20 protein-coding genes are annotated in these 19,902 nt (G+C 68.3%); 14 read left to right on the top strand and 6 right to left on the bottom strand.

Going from position 1 to position 19,902, the window contains the following annotated elements:
* Positions 1–43: 43 nt before the first annotated feature.
* Positions 44–478 carry an HIT domain-containing protein gene (locus KF941_RS11785; protein WP_036751513.1) on the top strand — a complete coding sequence of 145 codons (435 nt, stop codon included), beginning with the start codon at positions 44–46 and terminating at the stop codon, positions 476–478.
* 79 nt (positions 479–557) lie between these two features.
* Positions 558–899, top strand: coding sequence for a DUF2853 family protein (locus tag KF941_RS11780; protein ID WP_072461462.1), 342 nt, complete (start codon positions 558–560; stop codon positions 897–899).
* A gap of 60 nt (positions 900–959) precedes the next feature.
* Here KF941_RS11780 and KF941_RS11775 read toward each other — a convergent pair whose 3' ends face one another.
* Positions 960–1,577 carry an enoyl-CoA hydratase/isomerase family protein gene (locus tag KF941_RS11775; protein ID WP_214273691.1) on the bottom strand — a complete coding sequence of 206 codons (618 nt, stop codon included), beginning with the start codon at positions 1,575–1,577 and terminating at the stop codon, positions 960–962.
* An 86-nt stretch (positions 1,578–1,663) separates the two neighbouring features.
* On the opposite strand from KF941_RS11775, the gene KF941_RS11770 reads away from it, so the two are divergent.
* The 4 genes from KF941_RS11770 (at position 1,664) to KF941_RS11755 (ending at position 6,088) form a co-directional block, all read left to right on the top strand.
* Positions 1,664–3,226, top strand: a complete 1,563-nt coding sequence (locus KF941_RS11770) for a DUF2125 domain-containing protein (protein ID WP_072461379.1) — start codon at positions 1,664–1,666, stop codon at positions 3,224–3,226.
* 95 nt (positions 3,227–3,321) lie between these two features.
* A complete protein-coding gene (locus KF941_RS11765) occupies positions 3,322–4,674 on the top strand; it encodes a metallopeptidase TldD-related protein (RefSeq protein ID WP_214273409.1) in 1,353 nt (450 codons plus the stop codon).
* Positions 4,661–5,482: a 3'(2'),5'-bisphosphate nucleotidase CysQ gene (locus tag KF941_RS11760; protein WP_214273408.1), complete on the top strand. Its 822-nt coding sequence runs from the start codon at positions 4,661–4,663 to the stop codon at positions 5,480–5,482. The genes KF941_RS11765 and KF941_RS11760 overlap by 14 nt, the downstream gene beginning before the upstream one ends.
* Before the next feature lie 57 nt (positions 5,483–5,539).
* On the top strand, positions 5,540–6,088 hold the full coding sequence (locus KF941_RS11755) for a flavin reductase family protein (protein ID WP_036751503.1): 549 nt from the start codon (positions 5,540–5,542) through the stop codon (positions 6,086–6,088).
* Between the two features lie 89 nt (positions 6,089–6,177).
* On the opposite strand, the gene KF941_RS11750 is transcribed toward KF941_RS11755, so the two are convergent.
* Genes KF941_RS11750 through KF941_RS11735 form a run of 4 tightly spaced genes read right to left on the bottom strand, consistent with a single transcriptional unit; the run spans position 6,178 to position 10,229 of the window.
* On the bottom strand, positions 6,178–6,828 hold the full coding sequence (locus tag KF941_RS11750; protein WP_214273407.1) for a PqiC family protein: 651 nt from the start codon (positions 6,826–6,828) through the stop codon (positions 6,178–6,180).
* A 1-nt stretch (position 6,829) separates the two neighbouring features.
* Positions 6,830–8,896, bottom strand: a complete 2,067-nt coding sequence (locus KF941_RS11745) for an MlaD family protein (RefSeq protein ID WP_214273406.1) — start codon at positions 8,894–8,896, stop codon at positions 6,830–6,832.
* Positions 8,893–9,552, bottom strand: a complete 660-nt coding sequence (locus tag KF941_RS11740) for a paraquat-inducible protein A (RefSeq protein ID WP_036751499.1) — start codon at positions 9,550–9,552, stop codon at positions 8,893–8,895. The genes KF941_RS11745 and KF941_RS11740 overlap by 4 nt, the downstream gene beginning before the upstream one ends.
* Positions 9,549–10,229 (bottom strand): paraquat-inducible protein A, encoded by a 681-nt coding sequence (locus KF941_RS11735; protein WP_036751497.1) that lies wholly within the window; start codon positions 10,227–10,229, stop codon positions 9,549–9,551. The genes KF941_RS11740 and KF941_RS11735 overlap by 4 nt, the downstream gene beginning before the upstream one ends.
* A 211-nt stretch (positions 10,230–10,440) precedes the next feature.
* On the opposite strand from KF941_RS11735, the gene KF941_RS11730 reads away from it, so the two are divergent.
* From KF941_RS11730 to KF941_RS11710, 5 genes are all read left to right on the top strand, one after another.
* Positions 10,441–11,241 (top strand): flagellar motor protein MotB, encoded by an 801-nt coding sequence (locus KF941_RS11730; RefSeq protein WP_214273405.1) that lies wholly within the window; start codon positions 10,441–10,443, stop codon positions 11,239–11,241.
* 86 nt (positions 11,242–11,327) lie between these two features.
* Positions 11,328–12,668, top strand: a complete 1,341-nt coding sequence (locus KF941_RS11725; RefSeq protein ID WP_140846487.1) for a flagellar hook-basal body complex protein — start codon at positions 11,328–11,330, stop codon at positions 12,666–12,668.
* 53 nt (positions 12,669–12,721) lie between these two features.
* Positions 12,722–14,179 carry a flagellar hook-associated protein FlgK gene (gene flgK, locus KF941_RS11720; RefSeq protein ID WP_214273404.1) on the top strand — a complete coding sequence of 486 codons (1,458 nt, stop codon included), beginning with the start codon at positions 12,722–12,724 and terminating at the stop codon, positions 14,177–14,179.
* Positions 14,176–15,195, top strand: a complete 1,020-nt coding sequence (locus KF941_RS11715) for a flagellin (protein WP_214273403.1) — start codon at positions 14,176–14,178, stop codon at positions 15,193–15,195. The genes flgK and KF941_RS11715 overlap by 4 nt, the downstream gene beginning before the upstream one ends.
* Positions 15,192–16,292: a flagellar basal body P-ring protein FlgI gene (locus tag KF941_RS11710; protein ID WP_114536260.1), complete on the top strand. Its 1,101-nt coding sequence runs from the start codon at positions 15,192–15,194 to the stop codon at positions 16,290–16,292. Before KF941_RS11715 ends, KF941_RS11710 begins: the two co-directional genes overlap by 4 nt.
* A 98-nt stretch (positions 16,293–16,390) precedes the next feature.
* Here KF941_RS11710 and KF941_RS11705 read toward each other — a convergent pair whose 3' ends face one another.
* Positions 16,391–17,041 carry a carbonic anhydrase gene (locus KF941_RS11705; RefSeq protein WP_036751485.1) on the bottom strand — a complete coding sequence of 217 codons (651 nt, stop codon included), beginning with the start codon at positions 17,039–17,041 and terminating at the stop codon, positions 16,391–16,393.
* Between the two features lie 145 nt (positions 17,042–17,186).
* Between KF941_RS11705 and KF941_RS11700 the strand changes: the two genes are divergently transcribed.
* The 3 genes from KF941_RS11700 to KF941_RS11690 all read left to right on the top strand — a co-directional run bounded on the left by KF941_RS11700 (position 17,187) and on the right by KF941_RS11690 (position 19,882).
* The gene (locus tag KF941_RS11700) at positions 17,187–17,564 is read left to right on the top strand and encodes a hypothetical protein (protein ID WP_214273402.1); all 378 of its coding nucleotides are present in this window, start codon (positions 17,187–17,189) and stop codon (positions 17,562–17,564) included.
* 72 nt (positions 17,565–17,636) lie between these two features.
* A complete protein-coding gene (locus KF941_RS11695) occupies positions 17,637–19,034 on the top strand; it encodes a leucyl aminopeptidase family protein (RefSeq protein ID WP_214273690.1) in 1,398 nt (465 codons plus the stop codon).
* Positions 19,031–19,882: an NlpC/P60 family protein gene (locus KF941_RS11690; protein ID WP_214273401.1), complete on the top strand. Its 852-nt coding sequence runs from the start codon at positions 19,031–19,033 to the stop codon at positions 19,880–19,882. Before KF941_RS11695 ends, KF941_RS11690 begins: the two co-directional genes overlap by 4 nt.
* Positions 19,883–19,902 lie beyond the last annotated feature (20 nt).

Below are 19,902 nucleotides of genomic sequence, written 5' to 3'. Positions count from 1 at the left end.
CCCGCCGGGGCCGCGCCGCATATCGTGGAGGAGGGGGCGCCAGATGTCCGACGATTGCCTGTTCTGCCGCATCGCGCGTGGCGAATTGCCCGCGCACCGGGTCCATGAGGACGAGCATATCCTGGCCTTCCTGGACCTGCATCCCATCCGTCCCGGCCATTGCCTGGTCATCCCCAAGCGGCATTATCCCTGGTTCGAGGATCTGCCCGAGGATCTGGCCACCCGCATCACCGGCTGCGCGCAGCGCCTGGCCCGGCAGATGAAGGCGCTTTACGCGGTCGAGCGGGTGGCGCTGTTCTATACCGGCATCCATGTCGCCCATGCCCATGCGCATGTCGTGCCGATGCACCATGTGCATGACGTGTCCTCGCAGGCCTATCTGAAGGACGGCATCGGCAGCTTCGCGGCCCCGCCGCAGCTGCCGGCCGACGAGGGTGCGCGCATTGTCCAGGCGCTGGCCCCGGCCTTCGACGGCTGAACGCGCGGTTTTGGTTGATATTTATTAGGCCGGCGCTAGGCTTTCCCCTGGGATGGACCAATCCGAAGGGGGACAGCGCATGAGCAAGCGCGACGATCTGATCGCCAAATACGCCGCCGACATGCAGGACAAGCTGGGCGTCGCGCCCGACATGGACCTGCTGGCCAAGGTGGTCATCGGCTGCGGGCCTTCGATCTACAACGCCGACGGGGAAACCGTGGCCGGATCGGACAAGGCCGAGCTGGAGCGCATCAGGACCAACTACCTGATGAAAAAGCTGGGCCTGCCCGACGGCCCCGAGCTTTCCGCCGCCATCGACGAGGTGATCGCGAAATACGGCAGCTCCAACCGCAACAAGTATCGCGCGGTGGTCTATTACATGCTCTGCACGCATTTCGGCAAACAGGCGGCCTATGCCTGACGGCGGTGACGCAACGTCACGAAAGGCCGCGGCCGGGCGCTGAACCCCGGCCGGGCGCGGTCAATCCAGCATCCGCTTGATCGCGGCGACATGGGCGGCGTCGGCGGCGCAGGCATCGGTGGCCAGCGCCGCGGCCTCGTCCAGCAGCGCCTCGGGCGCGACCAGCCGGTCGATCAGGCCCCAGGCCAGCGCCTCTTCGGCCGGGATCTTCTGGCCGGCCATCAGGATCATCTTGGTCCGCGACGGCCCGACCAGCGCGCGCAGGCGCAAGGGGTCGCCGGGCTGGGGCAGGAAGCCCAGGCGCATGACCGGATAGAAGATCTTCGCCCCCGGCACCGCCAGCCGCAGGTCGCAGGCCAGCACCATGCCCAGGGCGCCGCCCGCCGCGGTGCCGTTCAGCGCGGCGATGGTCAGGCAGGGCATCGAGGCGACGCGGGACGACAGCCGCTCCCATTGCGGGGACAGGGCCAGCCCGGCGCGGGCCTCGTCCAGGTCGGCCCCGGCGGAAAACACCGGGCCTTCGCCGGTCAGGATCACGGCGCGCAGCGCGGGCTCGGCGGCCAGGGCGTCGAAAGCGGCGGTCAGCTCGGCCAGCATGGCGCCGGTCAGAGAATTGGCCTTGGCCGGGCGCGCGATGGTGATGCGGCCGATCCCGCCGACGATTTCCCTGGTGATCATCATTCCCTCCTTGGACCCGCGCGCTGGCTGTGGCAAAAGCCGGATCGGTGTTTCTTATGCAATTCTCGCCGAAAAGGTGTTATGAAATGAACCTGCGACTGACAAGCTCGGCCCTGGCGCTGGCCGCGATGGCTGCCCCGGCGCTTGCCGATGTGACTTCGGAACAGGTGTGGCAGTCCTGGGTCGATTATTACCAATCGCTCGGCTACAGCGTGACCGAGGGCAATCGCGACAAGGCCGGCGATACGCTGACGCTCAGCGATGTCGTCATCAACGGGGGCATGCCCGAAAGCCAGGTCGACTTCAGCGTTGCCCGGATCACGCTGAGCGAAAGCGGCGACGGCACGGTCAGGACCGTCTTTGCCGACCAGATGACCGGCGAGGCGCATGGCACCGATCCCGACGGGCAAAGCTATAGCGTGCCCTTCACCCTGGATATTCCCGGCAACGTCATCGTCACCTCGGGCGCGCCCGAGGACATGACGCATGAATTCGACTATCCGACGATGGATTTCGCCCTGACCACGATCAAGAGCGGCGACAAGGAAACCCCGCTGCCGATCAAGGTGGGCGTGGCGGATTCGACCGGCACCTTCCATATCGTCGCCGGATCGCCGGCGAAATACGACTATGCGATGAAGTCGGGCCGGATCACCTTCAGCGGCGACGTGACCTCGGAAGAGGACGACAAGGTCAAGTTCGAGGGCAGCATCGACGGTGCCGAGACCTCGGGCGAGATGGCGGTGCCCGACGGCACGAAGATCGAAGAGGACATGAACGCCGCGCTGAAGGCCGGGCTTGCCATGGACGGCGTGCTGAAGGCCGGCGCCATGGCCGTCAGCTTCGACTTTGCCGGCACCGACGAGGACGGCCAGGAGACCAGCGGCGCGGGCAAATACGACGGCAAGGGCTTCGAGCTGAGCTTCGGCCTGTCGCAGGACGGCATGACCTACCAGGCGGGCTCGGATGCCGGCAGCTTCGAGCTGACCAGCAGCGACATGCCCTTCCCGATCAACTACGCCATCGAAAGCGGCAGCTTCGACATGCAGATGCCGGTGATGCAGTCGGAGCAGGCGCAGCCCTTCAAGTTCGCCTATTCGCTGGCCGGGCTGACGCTGGGCGATGCGATCTGGAACCTGTTCGACGCACAGGGCCAGCTGCCGCGCGACCCGGCCTCGCTGGACATCGACGTGACCGGGCAGATGAAGGTGACAAAGGACATCTTCGACCCGGCCAGCATGGCGCCCGCCTCGGACGAGGCCGAGGCCGACGGGACCGCGGACGGCGCCGAGGGCATGGAGGCGGCGGAGGCCGACCCGCAGCCCTTCGAGCCGGTCGAGGTCGCGATCAACCAGTTCGCGCTGAACGCGCTTGGCGCCAAGGTGAATGCCGAGGGCGCGCTGAAAGCCCCGGAAAGCGGCGACATGACCACCCCCGTGGGCGAGGTCCATGCCCGCTACGAGGGCGTGAACGGGCTGATCGACAAGCTGGGCGCCATGGGCCTGATCCCCGAGGACCAGATCATGGGCGTGCGGATGATGATGGCCATGTTCGCCAAGCCGGTCGCCGAGGGCGAGGACAAGCTGGAAACCAGGCTCGAGTTCAAGGAAGACGGCTCGATCTTTGCCAACGGCCAGCAGATCAAGTAACCCCTCCGGGGCGCGGCGCCCGGCGCCCTGACGGATCGCATCGCGGGGCCGGGCGTTGGTGCCACGGCCCCGTGTCCCATTCCAAGGTGAACCGCATGTCCGAATACCATCGACTCGAGGCTTTGGCGCAGCAGCTTCTGGCGGCGGCACGCAAGGCGGGTGCCGACCAGGCCGATGCCGTGGCGCTGGAGGCGGCCGCCGTCTCGGTCGATGTGCGCGCCGGGCACCTGGAACATGCCGAGCGCGCCGAGGGGGTCGAGATCGGGCTGCGCGTGCTGGTCGGCGGGCGGCAGGCCTGCGTCTCGGCCTCGGACCGCTCGGCCCGGACCATCGAGGAAATGGCCGCCCGCGCCGTCGCCATGGCGCGCGAGGCGCCGGTCGACGACACGCTGGGCCTGGCCGAGCCCGAGCAGCTGGCCCGCGACACCGACAGCGCCCGGCTGGATCTTTACGACCACGATGCCGAGCCCACGCCCGAGCATTTGCAGGATCTGGCCCTGCGCGCCGAGGCGGCGGCGCTGGCGGTCGAGGGCGTCTCGACGATCGAATCCGCCGGCGCCAGCCATTCGCAGCGCCACATGTGGCTGGCGGCGAGCAACGGTTTCTCGGCCGGCTACGGGCGCAGCGGCCACAGCCTGTCCGCCGTCGCCATCACCGGCGAGGGGCTGGGGATGGAGCGCGACTGGGCCGGCGAAAGCCGCGTCCACGCCGCCGACCTGCCCGCGCCCGAAGAGATCGGCCGGCTGGCCGGAGAGCGCACCGTCGCCCGGCGCGGCGCGCGCAAGCCGCCCACCGGCGCCTTCCCGATCCTCTATGACGAGCGCGTCGCCTCGGGGCTGATCGGCCATCTGGTCGCGGCGGTGAACGGCGCCTCGGTGGCGCGCGGCGCCAGCTGGCTGCGCGATGCGCTGGGGGAACGGGTGCTGCCCAGGGGGTTCGACCTGCGCGAGGATCCGCACCGGCCGCGCTATGGCTCCTCGCGCCTGTTCGACGGCGAGGGGCTGGCGACCGCGCCGCGGCTGATCGTGGCCGACGGCGTCTTGCAGGGCTGGACGCTGGACCTGGCCACGGCGCGCAAGCTGGGCATGGACTCGACCGCCAATGCCATGCGCGGCGCGGGCAGCCCGCCCTCGCCCGGCGTGACGAACCTGGAGCTGACCGCGGGCGACAAAACGCGGGACGAGCTGATCCGCGAGATGGGGCGCGGGCTGGTCGTGACCTCGATGCTGGGCGCCTCGATCAACAGCACCACCGGGGATTATTCGCGCGGCGCCGGCGGCTTCTGGGTCGAGAACGGCGAGATCGCCTATGCCGTCAACGAATGCACCATCGCCGGCAACCTGCGCGACATGCTGCTGCGCCTGACCGCCGCCTGCGACCTGCCCGACTGGCGGGCGATGCGCGTGCCCAGCCTGTTGGTCGAAGGGATGACCGTTGCCGGCGAGTGACCTTGCGCTTCTGGAACAGGCCGCGCATGAGGCGGGCGAGATCGCGCTGCGCTATTGGCGGCGCGAGCCGCGGGTCTGGGACAAGGCCGGCGGCGCCGGCCCGGTGACCGAGGCCGACCTGGCCGTCAACGCGCATCTGGAGCGCCTGCTGCGCACGGCCCGTCCCGATTACGGCTGGCTGAGCGAGGAAAGCGCCGACGATCCGGCGCGGCTTGAGGCCGAGCATTGCTTCATCATCGACCCGATCGACGGCACCCGCGCCTTCATCGACGGGCAGGTGGGCTTTTCCCATGCGCTGGCGATCACCCGCGGCGACCGGGTGGTGGCGGGCGTGGTGCATCTGCCGGCGCAGCGCACGACCTATGCCGCCGCGGCCGACAGGCCGGCGCTGCGCGACGGCAAGCCCATCGCGCCTTCGGCGCAGGGGTTCGAGGGCGCGCGGGTGCTGACCGGCAAGCCGAGCCTCGACCCGGTGCATTGGCGCGGCGTGGCGCCGCCGGTCAAGCGCAGCTTCCGCCCCTCGCTGGCCTGGCGGCTGTGCCTGGTGGCGGACGGGCAGTTCGACGCCACGCTGTCCACCCGCCCGGCCTGGGAATGGGACGTGGCCGCCGGCAGCCTGATCGCCGCCCGCGCCGGCTGCGTGGCCAGCGACCTGTCCGGCGCGCCGATGCGCTTCAACGCGGCGCGGCCGCTGACCGACGGGCTGGTGGTGGCGCCGCCCGCCCTGCACGGCCAGATGATCGCGGCGATGACCCCGCGGATGGTCCTGCCGGGCGGTCCGCTTGATGCCCCGCCGCCTGCCGACTAAGAAGGGGAAAAGGCCGGAGCTGTTCTGGCCATGTCCCGCAGATGACAGGGCGCGAACATGAGCCGACTTCCCCCCGCGACCCGCGACCGGCTGGCCGACGAGATCACCTTTCATCCCGCCACGGCCGAGGCGCGGCTGCTGCGCGAGGCGCTGGGGCGTTTCGCCACCGGCGTGACCGTGGTGACGACCGCCGGGCCGCAGGGGCCGCTGGGCATGACGGTGAACAGCTTCTCCAGCGTCTCGCTGGAGCCGCCGCTGGTGCTGTGGTGCCCGGCCCGCGCCTCGGCCCGGCATGCGGCCTTTGCCGGGGCGGCGGCCTGGTCGGTGCATGTGCTGGGCTCGGAGCAGCTGGAGACCTGCCTGCGCTTTACCCGCGGCGGCCGCCAGTTCGAGGGGCTGGACACGGTGCCGACCCCCGAGGGCGTGCCGGTCATCCCCGGCGTCGCGGCGCGGTTCGACTGCGCCGCCCATGCCGTGCATGAGGCGGGGGACCATTCGGTGCTGATCGGGCGGGTGCTGCGCGTGACCGTGGCGGGGCCGGGCGATCATCCGCTGGTCTTCGCCGCCGGCCGCTTTGGCCAGTTCGAGCCCGACGATGGAGCCTAGCGGGGGGCTCTGCCCCCACGCCTTGCGCGCCCCTTGATGGGGCACGCAAGGCGTTCCCCCGGAGTATTTGGAAAACGGAGAAAGCCGGCTCAGCTGCCTTCCAGCGGCGGCAGCGGCTGCGAGAAGATGTCGTCCATGCGCGGCATCGGCGCGGTGCTGGTGCGGATCGACCGGCCCGGCCCGGAAAGCGTGGCGATCTGGCGGGCAAGCCGGGCGATGGCCTGGGATTGCGCGTGGGCGATGGCGGCGGGGCCTTGGTCGGCGAGCGGCACGGAGATGTCGAAGCCGCGCGCCTGGTTGGCGCCGCCCGTGCCCTCGTCGGCGACGAAATAGCGCCCGGACAGGCGATAGCTGCCGTCGGCCTGCGCCAGCGCCTTTTCGACCCGCACCTCCAGCCGGCGCCGGGGCGGTTCGGCCAGCGGCCAGGGCTCGGCGATCACCGTGGCGCCCGAGAGGTCCGAGATGCTGCGCGCCAGCGCCAGGGTGAAGGCGCGCTGCGGGTTGTCCGCCCAGAGCTGCCTGGTGTTCGAGCGCACGGCGCCGTCGCCGCTCTGCCAGCTGACCTCGTCGCCTGCGGCATATTCGGGCAGCGACACGTCCTTCAGCTCGGCCGTGCCCAGCCGGTCGGGCACCCGCTCGCCCGTCGTGGGCGGGTCGATCAGGTAGCGCGCGGTCTTTTCGCCGTTCGAGCAGGCGCCGAGCAGGGCGAGGCAGGCGGCGGAGGCAAGGATCAGGCGCATCTTATCGTCCCAGGATGAAGGCTTGCGGGTTGCGTTCGATGGTCCGCGCCAGGCTGCCGAAGGCGTTGGCGGCGCGGCGCATCTCGCGCATCAGGTTGATGGTCTCGTTGTTGAAGCTCGAGCGGTCGCCATAGGCGGCGATCACCGCATCGGCCCGCGCCGCCAGCGCCTCGAGCCGCGCCGAAAGCTGCGGCAGGCGTTTCGCCGCGTCCGAGACATCCTGCGCCGCCGTGCTGGCCGAGGCGAGCGCATCGTTCAGGCTGCCCGCGGCATTGCCGTCGCGCAGGTCGTTGAGCAGGCCCGATGCGGCCTTCAGCGTCTCGGACAGATCCCTGGGCAGCCGCTCGGCATCCTCGGTGCCCAGAAGCGCGCGCACGTCCCTGAGGATGCCCTCGGCCTCGGTGCCGATGGCGGCATAGTCCACCGCCTCGATCTTGACCGCGGCGGCGTCGATCTGGTCGACCATGGCCGGCACGTCGGCGGCGGCGAGCTTGACCGCCTCGGCCGCGGCCGCCGCCTCGTCCACCATGCGGCGCAGCTGGCCCACGGCGCCGGATTCGCGCAGCTCGGTGGTGACTTGCCGGATCTCGCCCGCGGCGGCCTGGGCATCCTCCAGCGTGCCGCGCAGGGCGCCGGGGATGGCGCGGGTGTCCTCGCTGCTGGCGATGGCGGTGACGCTGTTCATCATGTCGGTGACGGATTTCAGCGCCTCCTCGATCGGCAGGTTGCCGACGCGGGTCAGGAAGCCCTGCGCCGTCTCGGTGAAATCGGAGATTTCGCCGGGGACCGAGGGGATGAGCGGATAGGGATCGCCGGCGCGGTCCAGTTCGGTCGGCGCGGCATCGGGCAGCTCGACCAGCTCGACCTGCAGCGAGGTGCCGAAGAAGCCGGCGCTGGCCACCCGCGCCCGCAGGCCGGCCCGGACCTGGCCGGCCAGGAAATCCAGCGCCTGGTCGGGCGTGGTGTCGCCGGGCAGGCCCAGGCGGGCGGGGGTTAGGGCCAGCGTCACCTCTTGCTCGATATGCTCGCGCCCCTCGTCATCGGCGATCACGCGGGCGGCCAGGTCGGTGACGCGGCCGACGGTCAGGCCCATGAACTGCACATTGGCGCCGGTCTCCAGCCCCTTGACCGATTCGCCGATGCGCATGGTCAGCCGCAACGCCTGCGCCTCGTCCGAGAACAGGTTGGTGCGCGCCGTCGCCTCGTCGGTCTGCAGGGTGAAGACATGGCCGTCCTCGACCGGCCGCCCGCCCGAGGTCAGGGTGGCGAATTCCGCACCCCCCTGCAGCACCGAGGCCAGCGAGTTCACGTTCAGCGACAGGCCCTGCGCCCCCAGCGACACCGAAAAGCCCGAGGTGTCCCAGAATACCGTGCTGGTGGTCAGCCGCGCGTCATGCGGCGCGGCGATGAAGACATCGGCCAGCACGCTTTCGTCGTCCTCGGCCAGGCGCAGGTTCTGCATCTGCCCGACCGGCAGCCCGCGGAACATCACCGGCGCGCCCTCGGTCATGCCGCGCGAGCGTTCGGTCGCAAGCACGATCCAGGTGCCCTTTTCGCCGAAGCTGGTCAGCGGCGGCCGGTCGAGCCCCTGGAAGTGGGTCTGCGGCTCGTCCGGCTTGTCGTCCCAGAAACCCTCGACGAAGGCGCCGGTCAGCACCGTGTCCAGCCGCGAGATGCCCTGGGCCGAGACCTGGGGCCGCACGATCCAGAACTGCGATTCGCTGTCGATATAGGGGGCCAGATCCTTGTCCACGCGCATGTTCACCAGAACCTGTTGCAGATCCTCGGTGAAGCGCACCGATTCGACCTTGCCCACGGTGATCTCGCGGAATTTCAGCGCCGTCTCGCCCGGCGTGATCCCGGTCGCGTCCTTGAAGGCGACCGAGACCAGCGTGCCGCGCCCGGCGATCATGTTCCAGCCCACGCCCAGCGTCACGATCAGCGCCGCGATCGGCACCAGCCAGATCAGCGGCAGCCCGGCCCGCACGGCACGGGCGGCGGGCTTGCGAACGGGTTCGGCGGGTTTCAGGGGGGCGTCGCTGCGCTCGGGCGAGGGCCTGTCGGTCATTCATGGTCCTTGCGGCTGCGCAGCGGAAGGCCGCGCCAGATCAATCTCGGGTCGAAGCTTTGCGCGGAAAGCATGGTGAAGGCAACCGACAGCGCAAAGGAGACCGCGGCAGGGCCGGGATGGATCGAGGCGACGAAGCCCAGCTGCACCAGCGCCGACAGGATCGCCACGACGAAGACGTCGATCATCGACCAGCGGCCGATGAACTCGACCACTTCGTAAAGCACCAGCCGCTTGTGCGCGGCCTCGACCGTCGCCGGCCGCCCCGCGACCGTCGCCAGCCAGGCGATGGCGACGAACTTGCCCACCGGCACCATGACCGAGGCGGCAAAGATCACCGCCGCGATGCCGTAGTTGCCGTAATGCATCAGCTCGACCACGCCGCCGAGGATGGTGGATTCGCTGTTGCCGCGCAGCCCGCCGAAGGTCGAGGTCTTGAGCATCGGGAACAGGTTCGCCGGGATGTAGAAGATGAGCCCTGCCGCCAGCCAGGCCCAGACTGCGTTCAGGCAGCGCCGGTCCGGCGGCACCAGCGCGCTGCCGCAGCGGCGGCAGATGGTCTCGGCCTCCGGCCAGGCCCGGCCGCAGCTGCGGCAGCCGACCAGCCCGGCGCGATGCGCGGTCAGCACCGGCGCGTCATGGGCGGGCGCGCTCATGCCCGCGGCTCCGGCACGATCTCGCGCCCGTCGGTGGCCATGCCGGCATCCTCGATGGCGTCCCAGATCGTCGCGGCGCTGGTAAAGGCGTTGCTGGCGGCATTGACCAGGATCAGCCCGCAAAAGGCCCAGAAGGCCGGGCCGAAGCTGATGTTGGCCAAGCCCCCCACCTTGACCAGCGCGATGGCGGTGCCGATGACGAAGATCTCGGCCATCGACCAGGGCCGCAGCGTCTCGGACAGGCGAAAGGCCGGCACGGCATGGGCAAAGGGCCGGCGTTTCCGCGCCAGCGGCAGCAGCGTATAGACCAGAAGCAGCGCCCGCAGCACCGGCAGCCCGACGATCATGCCCAGCACCGCCACGGTCAGGGGCATCAGGGCGCCGTGCGAAAAGGCCAGCGCCACGCCGAACAGCGAGGTTTCGTTGCCGAATCCCATGCGCGAGATTTCCAGGAACGGAAAGAACACCGCCCCCACCATCAGCACCAGCGAAGCAAAGGACAGCGCGATGATCCGGGTGAAGGCGCCGGCGCGCGGGCTGGCCAGCAGCGTGTTGCAGCGCAGGCAGCGCGCGGTCTCGCCCGGCTCCAGCTCGCGCTCGACATGCAGCGCGTCGCAGCGCGGACAGGCGGTCAGCCCGGCGCCGGTGGACAGGTCATATTCGCCTTCGGTCTGCATCGGCGCAGAATATCCGCGCGCGGGGCCGGCGCAAGATGCCGCGGCTGGTCCGGTTAACCGGCCGTGCTGGCCGGCAGGGGCGCCGATATGCCCCGGCAACGCGGCGCCGCGGCAGGCGTCGCCCAAGGGAAATAGGCGGCATTTGAGCGGTTAACTGGTATTTGGCCGCGCGACGCTAGACCTTCCGGGCAGGCAACGAAAGGAATGGTTCATGGCCGGGAACGGTGGCGGCGCCCCGATCATCATCAAGAAGGTTCAGGGCGCGTGCGAAGCCGGGCATCACGGCGGCGCCTGGAAGGTCGCCTATGCCGATTTCGTCACGGCGATGATGGCCTTTTTCCTGCTCATGTGGCTGCTGAACGCCACCACCGAAAAGCAGCGGCAGGGGCTGGCGGAGTATTTCAACCCGACGCTGATCCATTCGACCCGCAGCGGCCAAGACGGCCCCTTCGGGGGCGAGGTGCAGGATGCCGAAACCGATTCGGGCAAGGGCGCCGGCGCTTCGCGCGACACGCTGGCCGCGCAGGCGCGCGAAGGCCGGGAATCGGGTTTCGAGGAGATGGCCCGCCACGTCCAGGACCAGCTGACCGGCAGCGGCGCGGAATCCATGCAAAAGCTCAACCTGTTGCGCCATGTCGTGACCCGCATGACGGACGAGGGGCTGGTGATCGAACTGACCGACCTGATGGACGAGCCGCTTTTCGTCGGCGACAGCGCCCAGCCCACCCCGGCCATGAAGGAACTGGCCGGCATTCTCGCGGGCGTCCTGGGGCGCATCAGGAACGAGGTGGCGCTGACCGGCCATGTCCGCGCCTATCCCGAGATGCTGATCCAGTCGCCGGTCTGGGCGCTCTCGGACGCCCGCGCCCATGCCCTGCGCAACCTGCTGGAGGGCTCGGGCTTCGACAGCGCGCGCATCCAGCGCGTCACCGCCTTCGCCGACCGGCGCAATCGGTCGGTGAACCCGATGGACCCCGACAACAACCGGATCGAAGTGATTTTACTGAGATGACCGGCCTGGGCAGGGCGCCGTTAGCGGCATGTTAACCCCCGGCCGGCAAACTTCACGCAGAACGACTCACACAGGGTAATATCAGAATGTCGATTTCATCTGCCCTCAGTGCCGGGGTGTCCGGGCTTGCCGCCAATTCCACGCGCCTGGCCAATATTTCCGACAATATCGCGAATTCCGGCACCTATGGCTACAAGCGGGTGGACACCAGTTTCGAAAGCATGGTGATCAACCAGGGACGCGGCGGGGGGCTTTATACGGCCGGCGGGGTCCGCGCCTCGACCAGCCGGCTGGTCGATCAGCGCGGCAACCTGGTTCCCACATCGCATCCGATGGACATCGCGATTTCGGGCCGGGGGATGTTGCCCGTGATCCACTCGGCATCCCTGGCCTCGGGACCGGGCACGCAGCGCGAACTGGTGATGACGACGACAGGGTCCTTCCGCACCGACGACGAAGGGTATCTTCGCACCAGCTCGGGCCTGGTGCTGATGGGCTGGCCGGCGAATGCCGACGGCACGATTTCCAGCCAGCCGCGCGATTCCGCGACCGGCCTGCAACCGATCCTGATCAATCCCAGCCAGACCGCGGCCGACCCGACGACGCGGATCAACCTGCGCGTGAACCTGCCCGCCGACGACGCGGTCGCCGGCGCGGCCGGCGACGCCTGGGACATGGAGGTCGAATATTTCGGCAACCTCGGCAATTCCGAAAGGATGACGGTCAGCTTCACGCCCGAGGTGACGGGCGCGGCCGGGACGCGCACGAACCGCTGGACGATGGAGATCCGCGATTCGGCCATCATCAACGATCCGGCCACCCCCGCCGACGAATCGCTGATCGGCGTCTACACGCTGGAATTCCAGGACGGCCAGCCCGGCGGCGGCACGCTTGCGGCAGTCACCACGGTGGCCGGCGGCGCCTATAGCGCGGCGACCGGGCTTCTTACCGTCCCCGGCGCGAACGGGCCGATGACCATCAACCTGGGGCGATATGGCGACAGCCAGGGCATCACCCAGCTCAGCACCAGCTTCTCGCCGGCCAATGTGACCAAGAACGGCTCGCCCGTCGGCAACCTGACGGCGCTCGAGATCGATGAAAGCGGCTATCTTCGCGCAACCTATGACACCGGCTTCACGCGGACCCTGTATCAGGTGCCGCTGGTGGATGTTCCCAATCCGAACGGTCTGATCGCAATGGACAACCAGACCTACAAGATTTCGCCTGAATCCGGCGCGTTCTACCTGTGGGACGCCGGTGACGGTCCGACCGGCGCAATCGCCGGCTATGCGCGCGAGGCATCGACGACCGATGTCGCGGCCGAGTTGACCGACCTGATCCAGACCCAGCGCGCCTATACCTCGAACGCCAAGGTTATCCAGACCGTCGATGAGATGCTGCAGGAAACCGCCAATCTCAAACGCTGACATTGACCGGGACGGCCTCCTGCCGTCCCGCGCTCGGAAACCGGAGCCTGCAAATGAGCCTTTCGTCCGCCATCTCCAATGCCGTTTCGGGCCTGACCGCGGCCTCGCGGGGCACGGAAATCGTGTCCTCCAACATCGCGAACGCGCTGACGCCGGGCTATGCGCGCAGGGAACTCGACCTGTCCTCGCGCCTGGCCGAGCGGGGTGGCGGCGTCAGCATCAACGGCGTTACCCGAATGGTCACGGCGGGGCTGATCGCCGATAATCGCCTGGCCCAGGCGGATGTCGGTTCATCCCGGACCGTGGCGACCTATCACGCCGCGATGGAGAAAGCCTTCGGCACGGGGACCGAGGCGTCCTCGCTGGTGCAAACCCTGACAGATTTCGAATCCGCCCTGGCCAGCGCGGCCGCAAGGCCCGACAGCGAGACGCGCCTGGCAGTGGTGCTGGATACGGCCACGGCTCTGGCAAAAAAGGTCAACGACATCTCCGCCACCATCCAGGCCGAGCGCAGCAAGGCGGAAAAGGCCATCGAAAATGACGTTGCGCGGCTGAATACGGCGCTTGAGCAAGTGGCGAAATTGAATGCGCAGATCGTCACCCTGTCGGCACAGGGCAGGGACGCTTCGTCGCAGTTGGATGCGCGTCAGGCGCTCATAGACAGCGTATCGGATATCGTGCCTATCAAGGAAGTGCCGCGCGAAAATGGCCGGGTCGCCTTGTTCACCTCCGGTGGCGCCATTCTCTTGGACGGGACCGAGCCGGCCCGGATCGGTTTCAGCGCCGTCTCCAGCATCACCGCCGATATGTCCACGGCCAGCGGCGCGCTTTCCGGGCTGACGCTGAACGGAAAGCCGCTCGGCGATATGCAGCGCACCATGTTTAACGGCGGCAGCCTGGAGGCGAACTTTGCCATTCGCGACCAGATCGCCCCGGCCTATCAGCAGCAGATCGACGCTTTCGCACGCGATTTATACGACAGGCTGTCCGATCCTGCGATCGACCCCTCTCTGGCCCCAGGCGACCCAGGGCTGTTCACCGATTCCCAGGGCGCTTTCAGTTCGGCCGATGAAACCGGCTTCGCCGGCCGCATTGCCGTTGCCTGGGCGGCGAACCCCGAGACGGGCGGGCAACTGTGGCGGATTCGCGCCGGAATCAATGCGACCGGCCCCGGCAGTTCTGGCGAAAGCACGCTGCTTGACCGGCTCGGATCGGCCCTCGCGGCCTCGCGTTTGCCGGCTTCGACCAGCTTGTCCGCGGTGCCGCGCAGTCTGCAGGGCCTTTCGGCGGACCTGACCTCGGTTGCGGCGACGAATCGCATCCGAACCGAAGCTGGCGCCATGCAAAGCAGCGCGCGCCAGTCCGGCCTCCAGGCGGCCCTTCTGGCTGAAGGGGTCGACAGCGACAAGGAAATGGAAGGCCTGCTCGCGCTGGAGCGTGCCTATGCCGCAAATGCCAAGGTCTTTCAGACCGCAAATGACATGCTGGATGCTATCCTGAGGCTGACATGACCCCTTTTCATTCCATCGGCGACCTTTCCCGTTCCTATCAGCTCCGGCTTGGGCAGCAGGGGCTGAAAGCCAGGCTGGACCGGCTGACCCAAGAAATGATGACCGGGGTCAAAGCGGATATTCCCAAAGCGCTGGCAGGCGATTTGTCAGGGATTTCGCATATCGAATCCCGGCTGAAACTGCTGACCACGTTCCAGCAAAACACATCCGAGGCGCAAAACAGGCTAGCGGGCATGCAGGCCGCGCTTGGGCAGATCCAAGCCGTCGTCGACGACCTGGGGCCCAGCGTGCTGACCGAACGTAATATTCTGGAAGAGCAAGACCTTAGGGCGCGCGCCGACAGCATCAAGCGGGATTTCCAGTCGATGTTCGAAACCCTGAACACCATCACCGCCGGGCAATATTTGTTTGGGGGCAACCGAACCGACAGTCCAGCGCTGGGCAGTTTTGAAACGATGCTCGCGGAACTGAATACCGCGGTTGCTGGTGCCACCACCGCGGCAACTATCGCAAGCCGCATCGACGCATGGTTTGACGCACCCCAGGGAACCGGGGGCTTTTCGGACACGGTCTATCAGGGGGACGATGACGGCAGCACCCGGTTTTCGATCTCGCCCGAACATCGGATCGACAGCAATCTGTCGGCCAATTCCGCGGAGCTGCGCGATACGCTCAAGGGAATGGCCGTGATGGCCTATGCGTCCGAAGCCAGGTCGGCAATCGACGATGCGACCTTGCGGGATCTCTTCTCCGAAGCGGGGGGCCGGCTGGCCAAGGCAACGCTCGGGTTGACCACCGCCCGCGCCGATCTGGGCCGACAGCAGGCGGCCGTTACCCAGGCGCAGGCTAGAAACTCGGCTGAAACGACAACGCTTTCCATTGCGCGTACGAATATGATCGGCGCCGACCCCGCCGAAGCCGTCACCGCCCTGGAAGAGACCGAAGCGAAGATTCAAAGCCTCTATGCCATCACGGTCCGGCTTTCCCGGCTCAGCCTCACGGATTACCTGTCATGAGGTTCCTGTATCTTCTGCTGATCCTGTTCGGCCTTGCCGCTCCGGGCCTTGCTGCGCCGGTTCGGATCAAGGATCTGGCCAATATCGACGGCGTCCGCGGCAACGACCTGGTCGGTTATGGCCTGGTCGTCGGCCTGAACGGTTCGGGCGACAGCCTGCGAAACTCGCCCTTTACCGAAGAGATCATGGCCGGCTTGCTTGAACGGCTGGGCGTCAATGTCACCGACGAAGCATTCCGTCCCAAGAACGTGGCGGCGGTGATCGTTACCGCCACCTTGCCGCCGTTCGCGCGCGCCGGTTCGCAGATCGATGTCAGCGTGGCCGCGATAGGCGATGCGAAAAGCCTGCTTGGCGGCACATTGGTCATGACGCCGCTGAACGCGGCAGACGGCGAGATATATGCCGTCGCGCAAGGCTCGGTCCTGGCAGGGGGGGCCGAGGCTTCCGGCGCGGCCGCCTCGGTCGTCCAGGGCGTGCCTACGACGGGCACTCTCCCTTCGGGCGCCAGGGTGGAGCGGGAAGTGGCCTTCGACTTCTCGCAAATGACGAACCTGCGCCTGGCGCTGAGAAACCCCGATTTCACCACCGCCGCCCGTGTCGAGGCCGCGATCAATCGCACGCTGGGACGTGGGCTGGCCGAACTGGTGGATTCGGGAACCATCGTGATCGACTCGACCGTTTTGGGTCGGGTCAACCCGGCGCGGCTGATGGGGCAGATCGAGAATATCACCGTCGAGCCCGAGACAGCGGCTCGCGTCGTCATTGACCACAAGTCCGGCACTATCGTCATGGGCGAGGATGTGCGCATCTCGCGGGTGGCGGTTTCCCAGGGCAACCTGACCCTGCGGGTGCGGGAAACCCCCGTCGTGTCGCAGCCGAACCCCTTCTCTCCGGGAGAAACCGTGGTTCTGCCCCGAACGCAGGCCGAAATCACCCAGGAGCCGGGGATTGGCTTTGCTGAAGTATCCGGCGAATCATCCTTGTCCGAGGTGGTTGCGGGGCTCAACGCATTGGGGATCAGGCCCCGCGACATGATCGACATACTGAAGGCGGTCCATGCCGCCGGGGCGCTGCACGCCGAATTCATCGTGAACTAAAACGGAACAGCCGCCCGTTGCGGGCGACTGCGCTTCGGGCACTTGGCGATCCCTGTCCGCACCTGCAACTGGCCCAGTCAGGGGCGGCGGGCAGCGGTTCAGATGACCGGCGTGAAGCCCCCGGCCTGATGATCGTATTGCTCCAGCGTTCCCTCGGCGATGTCGTGCAAAACCCCGTGCAAGGACAGGTTCCCCGATTCCACCGCGGTTTTCACGAAGGGAAAGGTCATCAGGTTTTCAAGCGAAACGAGAACGGCTTGCCGCTCGAGTCCGCGGATCTGCTGTTCGGGCGGCAGCGTCGCCACGCGCTCGTATCCCGGACGCAGGATGTCCATCCAGCGGCCGACGAAGCTGGATTTCTCTTCAAGCTCGGGCGCATGGCCGGAACACATGGCATGGCATCCCTGAACGCCGCCGCAATTGGTATGCCCCACCACCACCACATGGGCGACCTTGAGCGTGTTCACCGCATATTCGACCGCAGCCGAGGTGCCGTGCTGCTCGCCGTCGGGGGCATAGGGCGGGACCAGGTTGGCGATGTTGCGGTGAATGAAGAATTCACCAGTATCCGCCCCGAAGATCGAGGTCACGTGGACGCGCGAATCGCAACAGGCGATGACCATGGCGCGGGGATGCTGGCCGTCCTCGGCCAGACGGCGAAACCAGACGCGATTTTCGACAAAGGCTGTGGCGCGCCAGCCGTGGTAGCGCTGGACCAGATACAGCGGCAGTGGACGTGCTTCTTTCATTCCTATCCTCATCTACCGATCGCACGAGTGATAGCGGCTGGACCGATAAAGTTCGAGTGGTTTAGCGCGCGCCTCATAACCTTTTCTTGATGGATTGATGCCAGCTTGCGCCTCAGCGCGACAGGAAGCCCATATGGGAGCGGGAATGACGAAGATTGCAGTTCTGAGCATGGACGAGACGGTTCGGATCGACGTGCAAAGGCTTGAACAGATCGTTCGTGAACTGGGCGAGCCCGCGGCCGGCCAGATCATCGGCGCGGCACTGGAACAGCTTGCGCTGGCGCTGGGCCGCACGGTGGCCGCTTCGCGGCGGGGCGACCGGGGGGCCGTCGTTGCCAATGCCGACCAGCTTTCGCGGCTGGCCTGGCAGGTCGGGCTCGTCACCCTGGCGGGGGTCGCCATCGATGTCGGCGCTTGCGCGGAACGCCAGGACGAACCGGCGCTGGCCGCCACGACCTGCAGGCTTGAACGGATCGGCAACCGGTCGCTGACCGAGCTGTGGGATCCGCCGGAAACCTCTTGAACGAACGCGCCCTTGCAGCCCTTGGCCTGGGCGCTAGGGTGCCGCAAAGGACAGAAGGTCACGACCATGCCGATGATACCCCAGTTTGCCGATTCTGATGCCCCTTCGCTTCCGCTTTGGCTGGTCCGGCCGGGCGAGGCAGGGCCCGACCTGTCCTCCGACATCGACCCCCTGGCTGCGAATTGGGCCCGGGCGCAGGGCTTTGCGGCCAAGGCGGGGCAGGTCTGCCTGCTTCCCTTGCCGGATGGCGGGCTTGGCGGCACGCTATTCGGCCTTGGTCCCCAGCCCACGGATCGCCCGGCGCGGGACCGCTTTGCGCTGGCGCGGGCGGCCGAGGCGCTGCCGGCCGGCAACTGGCGCCTGGCGAATCGGCCGCAGGGGTTCGATCTGGCCCTGGGCGCCCTGGGCTGGCTTTTCGCGCAGTATCGCTTTGACCGCTACAAGCGGGTCGAGGCGCCGGGCGCCCGGCTTGTCTGTCCCGAGGGGCTGGACCGCGACCGGCTGATCGCCATGGCCGCGGGCGAATACCTGGCGCGCGACCTGATCAACACCCCCGCCTCGGACATGGGTCCGGGCGAGCTGGAGCAGGCCGCGCGCGACCTGGCCGGGCGGCATGGCGCCGGGATCGAGGTGGTCTGCGGCGACGACCTTATCGCCCGCAACTTCCCGATGATCCACGCCGTCGGCCGGGCTGGGGCACAAGCGCCCCGGCTGATCGACATCCGCTTTCCGGGCGAGGGGCCGCGGCTGACGCTGGTCGGCAAGGGGGTCTGTTTCGACACCGGCGGGCTGGACATCAAGCCGGCCGCCTCAATGGCGCTGATGAAGAAGGACATGGGGGGCGCGGCCAATGTGCTGGGCCTGGCCGAGACCCTGGCCCGACTGGGCCTGCATCGCGACATGCGGCTGCGCATCCTGATCCCGGCGGTGGAAAACGCCATTTCCGCCAATGCCTTCCGTCCCGGCGACATCCTGACCAGCCGCAAGGGCCTGACGGTCGAGGTCAACAATACCGATGCCGAGGGCCGGCTGGTGCTGGCCGATGCGCTGGCCCTGGCGGCGGAGGAGGCGCCGGAGCTGCTGGTGTCGATGGCGACGCTGACCGGCGCCGCCCGCGTCGCGCTTGGCCCCGAACTGCCGCCCTTCTTCTGCGACGACGACGCGCTGGCGGCCGCGATCCAGGGCGCCGGCCGGGCCCATGGCGACCCGGTCTGGCGCCTGCCCTTCTGGGAACCCTATGAGGCGATGATCGAGCCGGCCATCGCCGATCTGGACAATGCGCCCTCGGGCGGGTTTGCCGGGGCGATCACCGCGGCGCTGTTCCTGCGCCGCTTTGCCGGCCAAGCGCGGGCCTATGCGCATTTCGACATCTATGGCTGGCAGCCCAGTGCCGCGCCCGGCCGGCCCAAGGGCGGCGCGGGCCAGGCCATGCGCGCCATCCTGCACGCCCTGCCGGAAATCCTGCGATGACCGCGCCCGCCGACCGCCGGCTGACCCCGGCGACCGAGCGGGTGGCGCTGGAATCCCTGCGCGGCATCCTGGAGCGTCCGGCCTATACGCCCGGCCAGCCGATGCGGCTGGTCGCGCCGCTGGCCGATCTGTGCCGCGCGCCCGGCGGTGCCCGCGACCGCCAGCTGAACTTCGGCGCCGACCTGGTGCAGCTGGAGCAGGCCGGGGGTTGGGCCTTCGTGCAGGCGGCGGCGGACGGCTATTGCGGCTGGGTCCGGGCCGAGGGGCTGAGCCGGCAGATGCCGGCCGTCACCCATCGCGTCACTGCCCCGGCCACCCATGTCTATGCCGAGCCGGACATGAAGACCCCCGAGTCGATGCGGCTGTCGCTGGGCGCGCGGCTGTCGGTCATCGCCATGCGGGACGGTTTCGCCCGGCTGGCGCAGGGCGGCTGGGTGCCGGCGCAGCATATCGCGGACCGCGCCGAGCGCGACCCCGCCGCGGTGGCCGGGCGTTTCCTGGGCACGCCCTATCTGTGGGGCGGCAACAGCCGCTGCGGTATCGACTGCTCGGGCCTGGCGCAGGCTGCGCTGGCGGCCTGCGCCGTGCCCTGTCCCGGCGACAGCGACCTGCAAGAGACGGCCTTTCCCCCGGCGGACGGCCCGATCCGCCGCAACGACCTGCTGTTCTGGCCCGGCCATGTCGCCCTGGCGCTGGACGGCGAGCGCATGATCCATGCCACCGCCTTCGCCATGGCGGTAATCGTCGAGCCCATCTCCCAGGCCATCGCGCGCATCGACGCGGCCGGGCAGGGACCGTTCCGCGGCGCAAGGCGACCCTCGCTTGCCGTGCAGGCGCCGTTCCCCTAGCCTTGGCCGCAAAGGAGGCG

Origin of the sequence: Paracoccus sp. pheM1, from assembly GCF_018499825.1 — a bacterium.
Taxonomy (GTDB): Bacteria; Pseudomonadota; Alphaproteobacteria; order Rhodobacterales; family Rhodobacteraceae; genus Paracoccus; species Paracoccus versutus.
The sequence above is the reverse complement of the archived record's forward strand: the minus strand, read 5'-3'. Positions and strand labels throughout refer to the sequence as shown.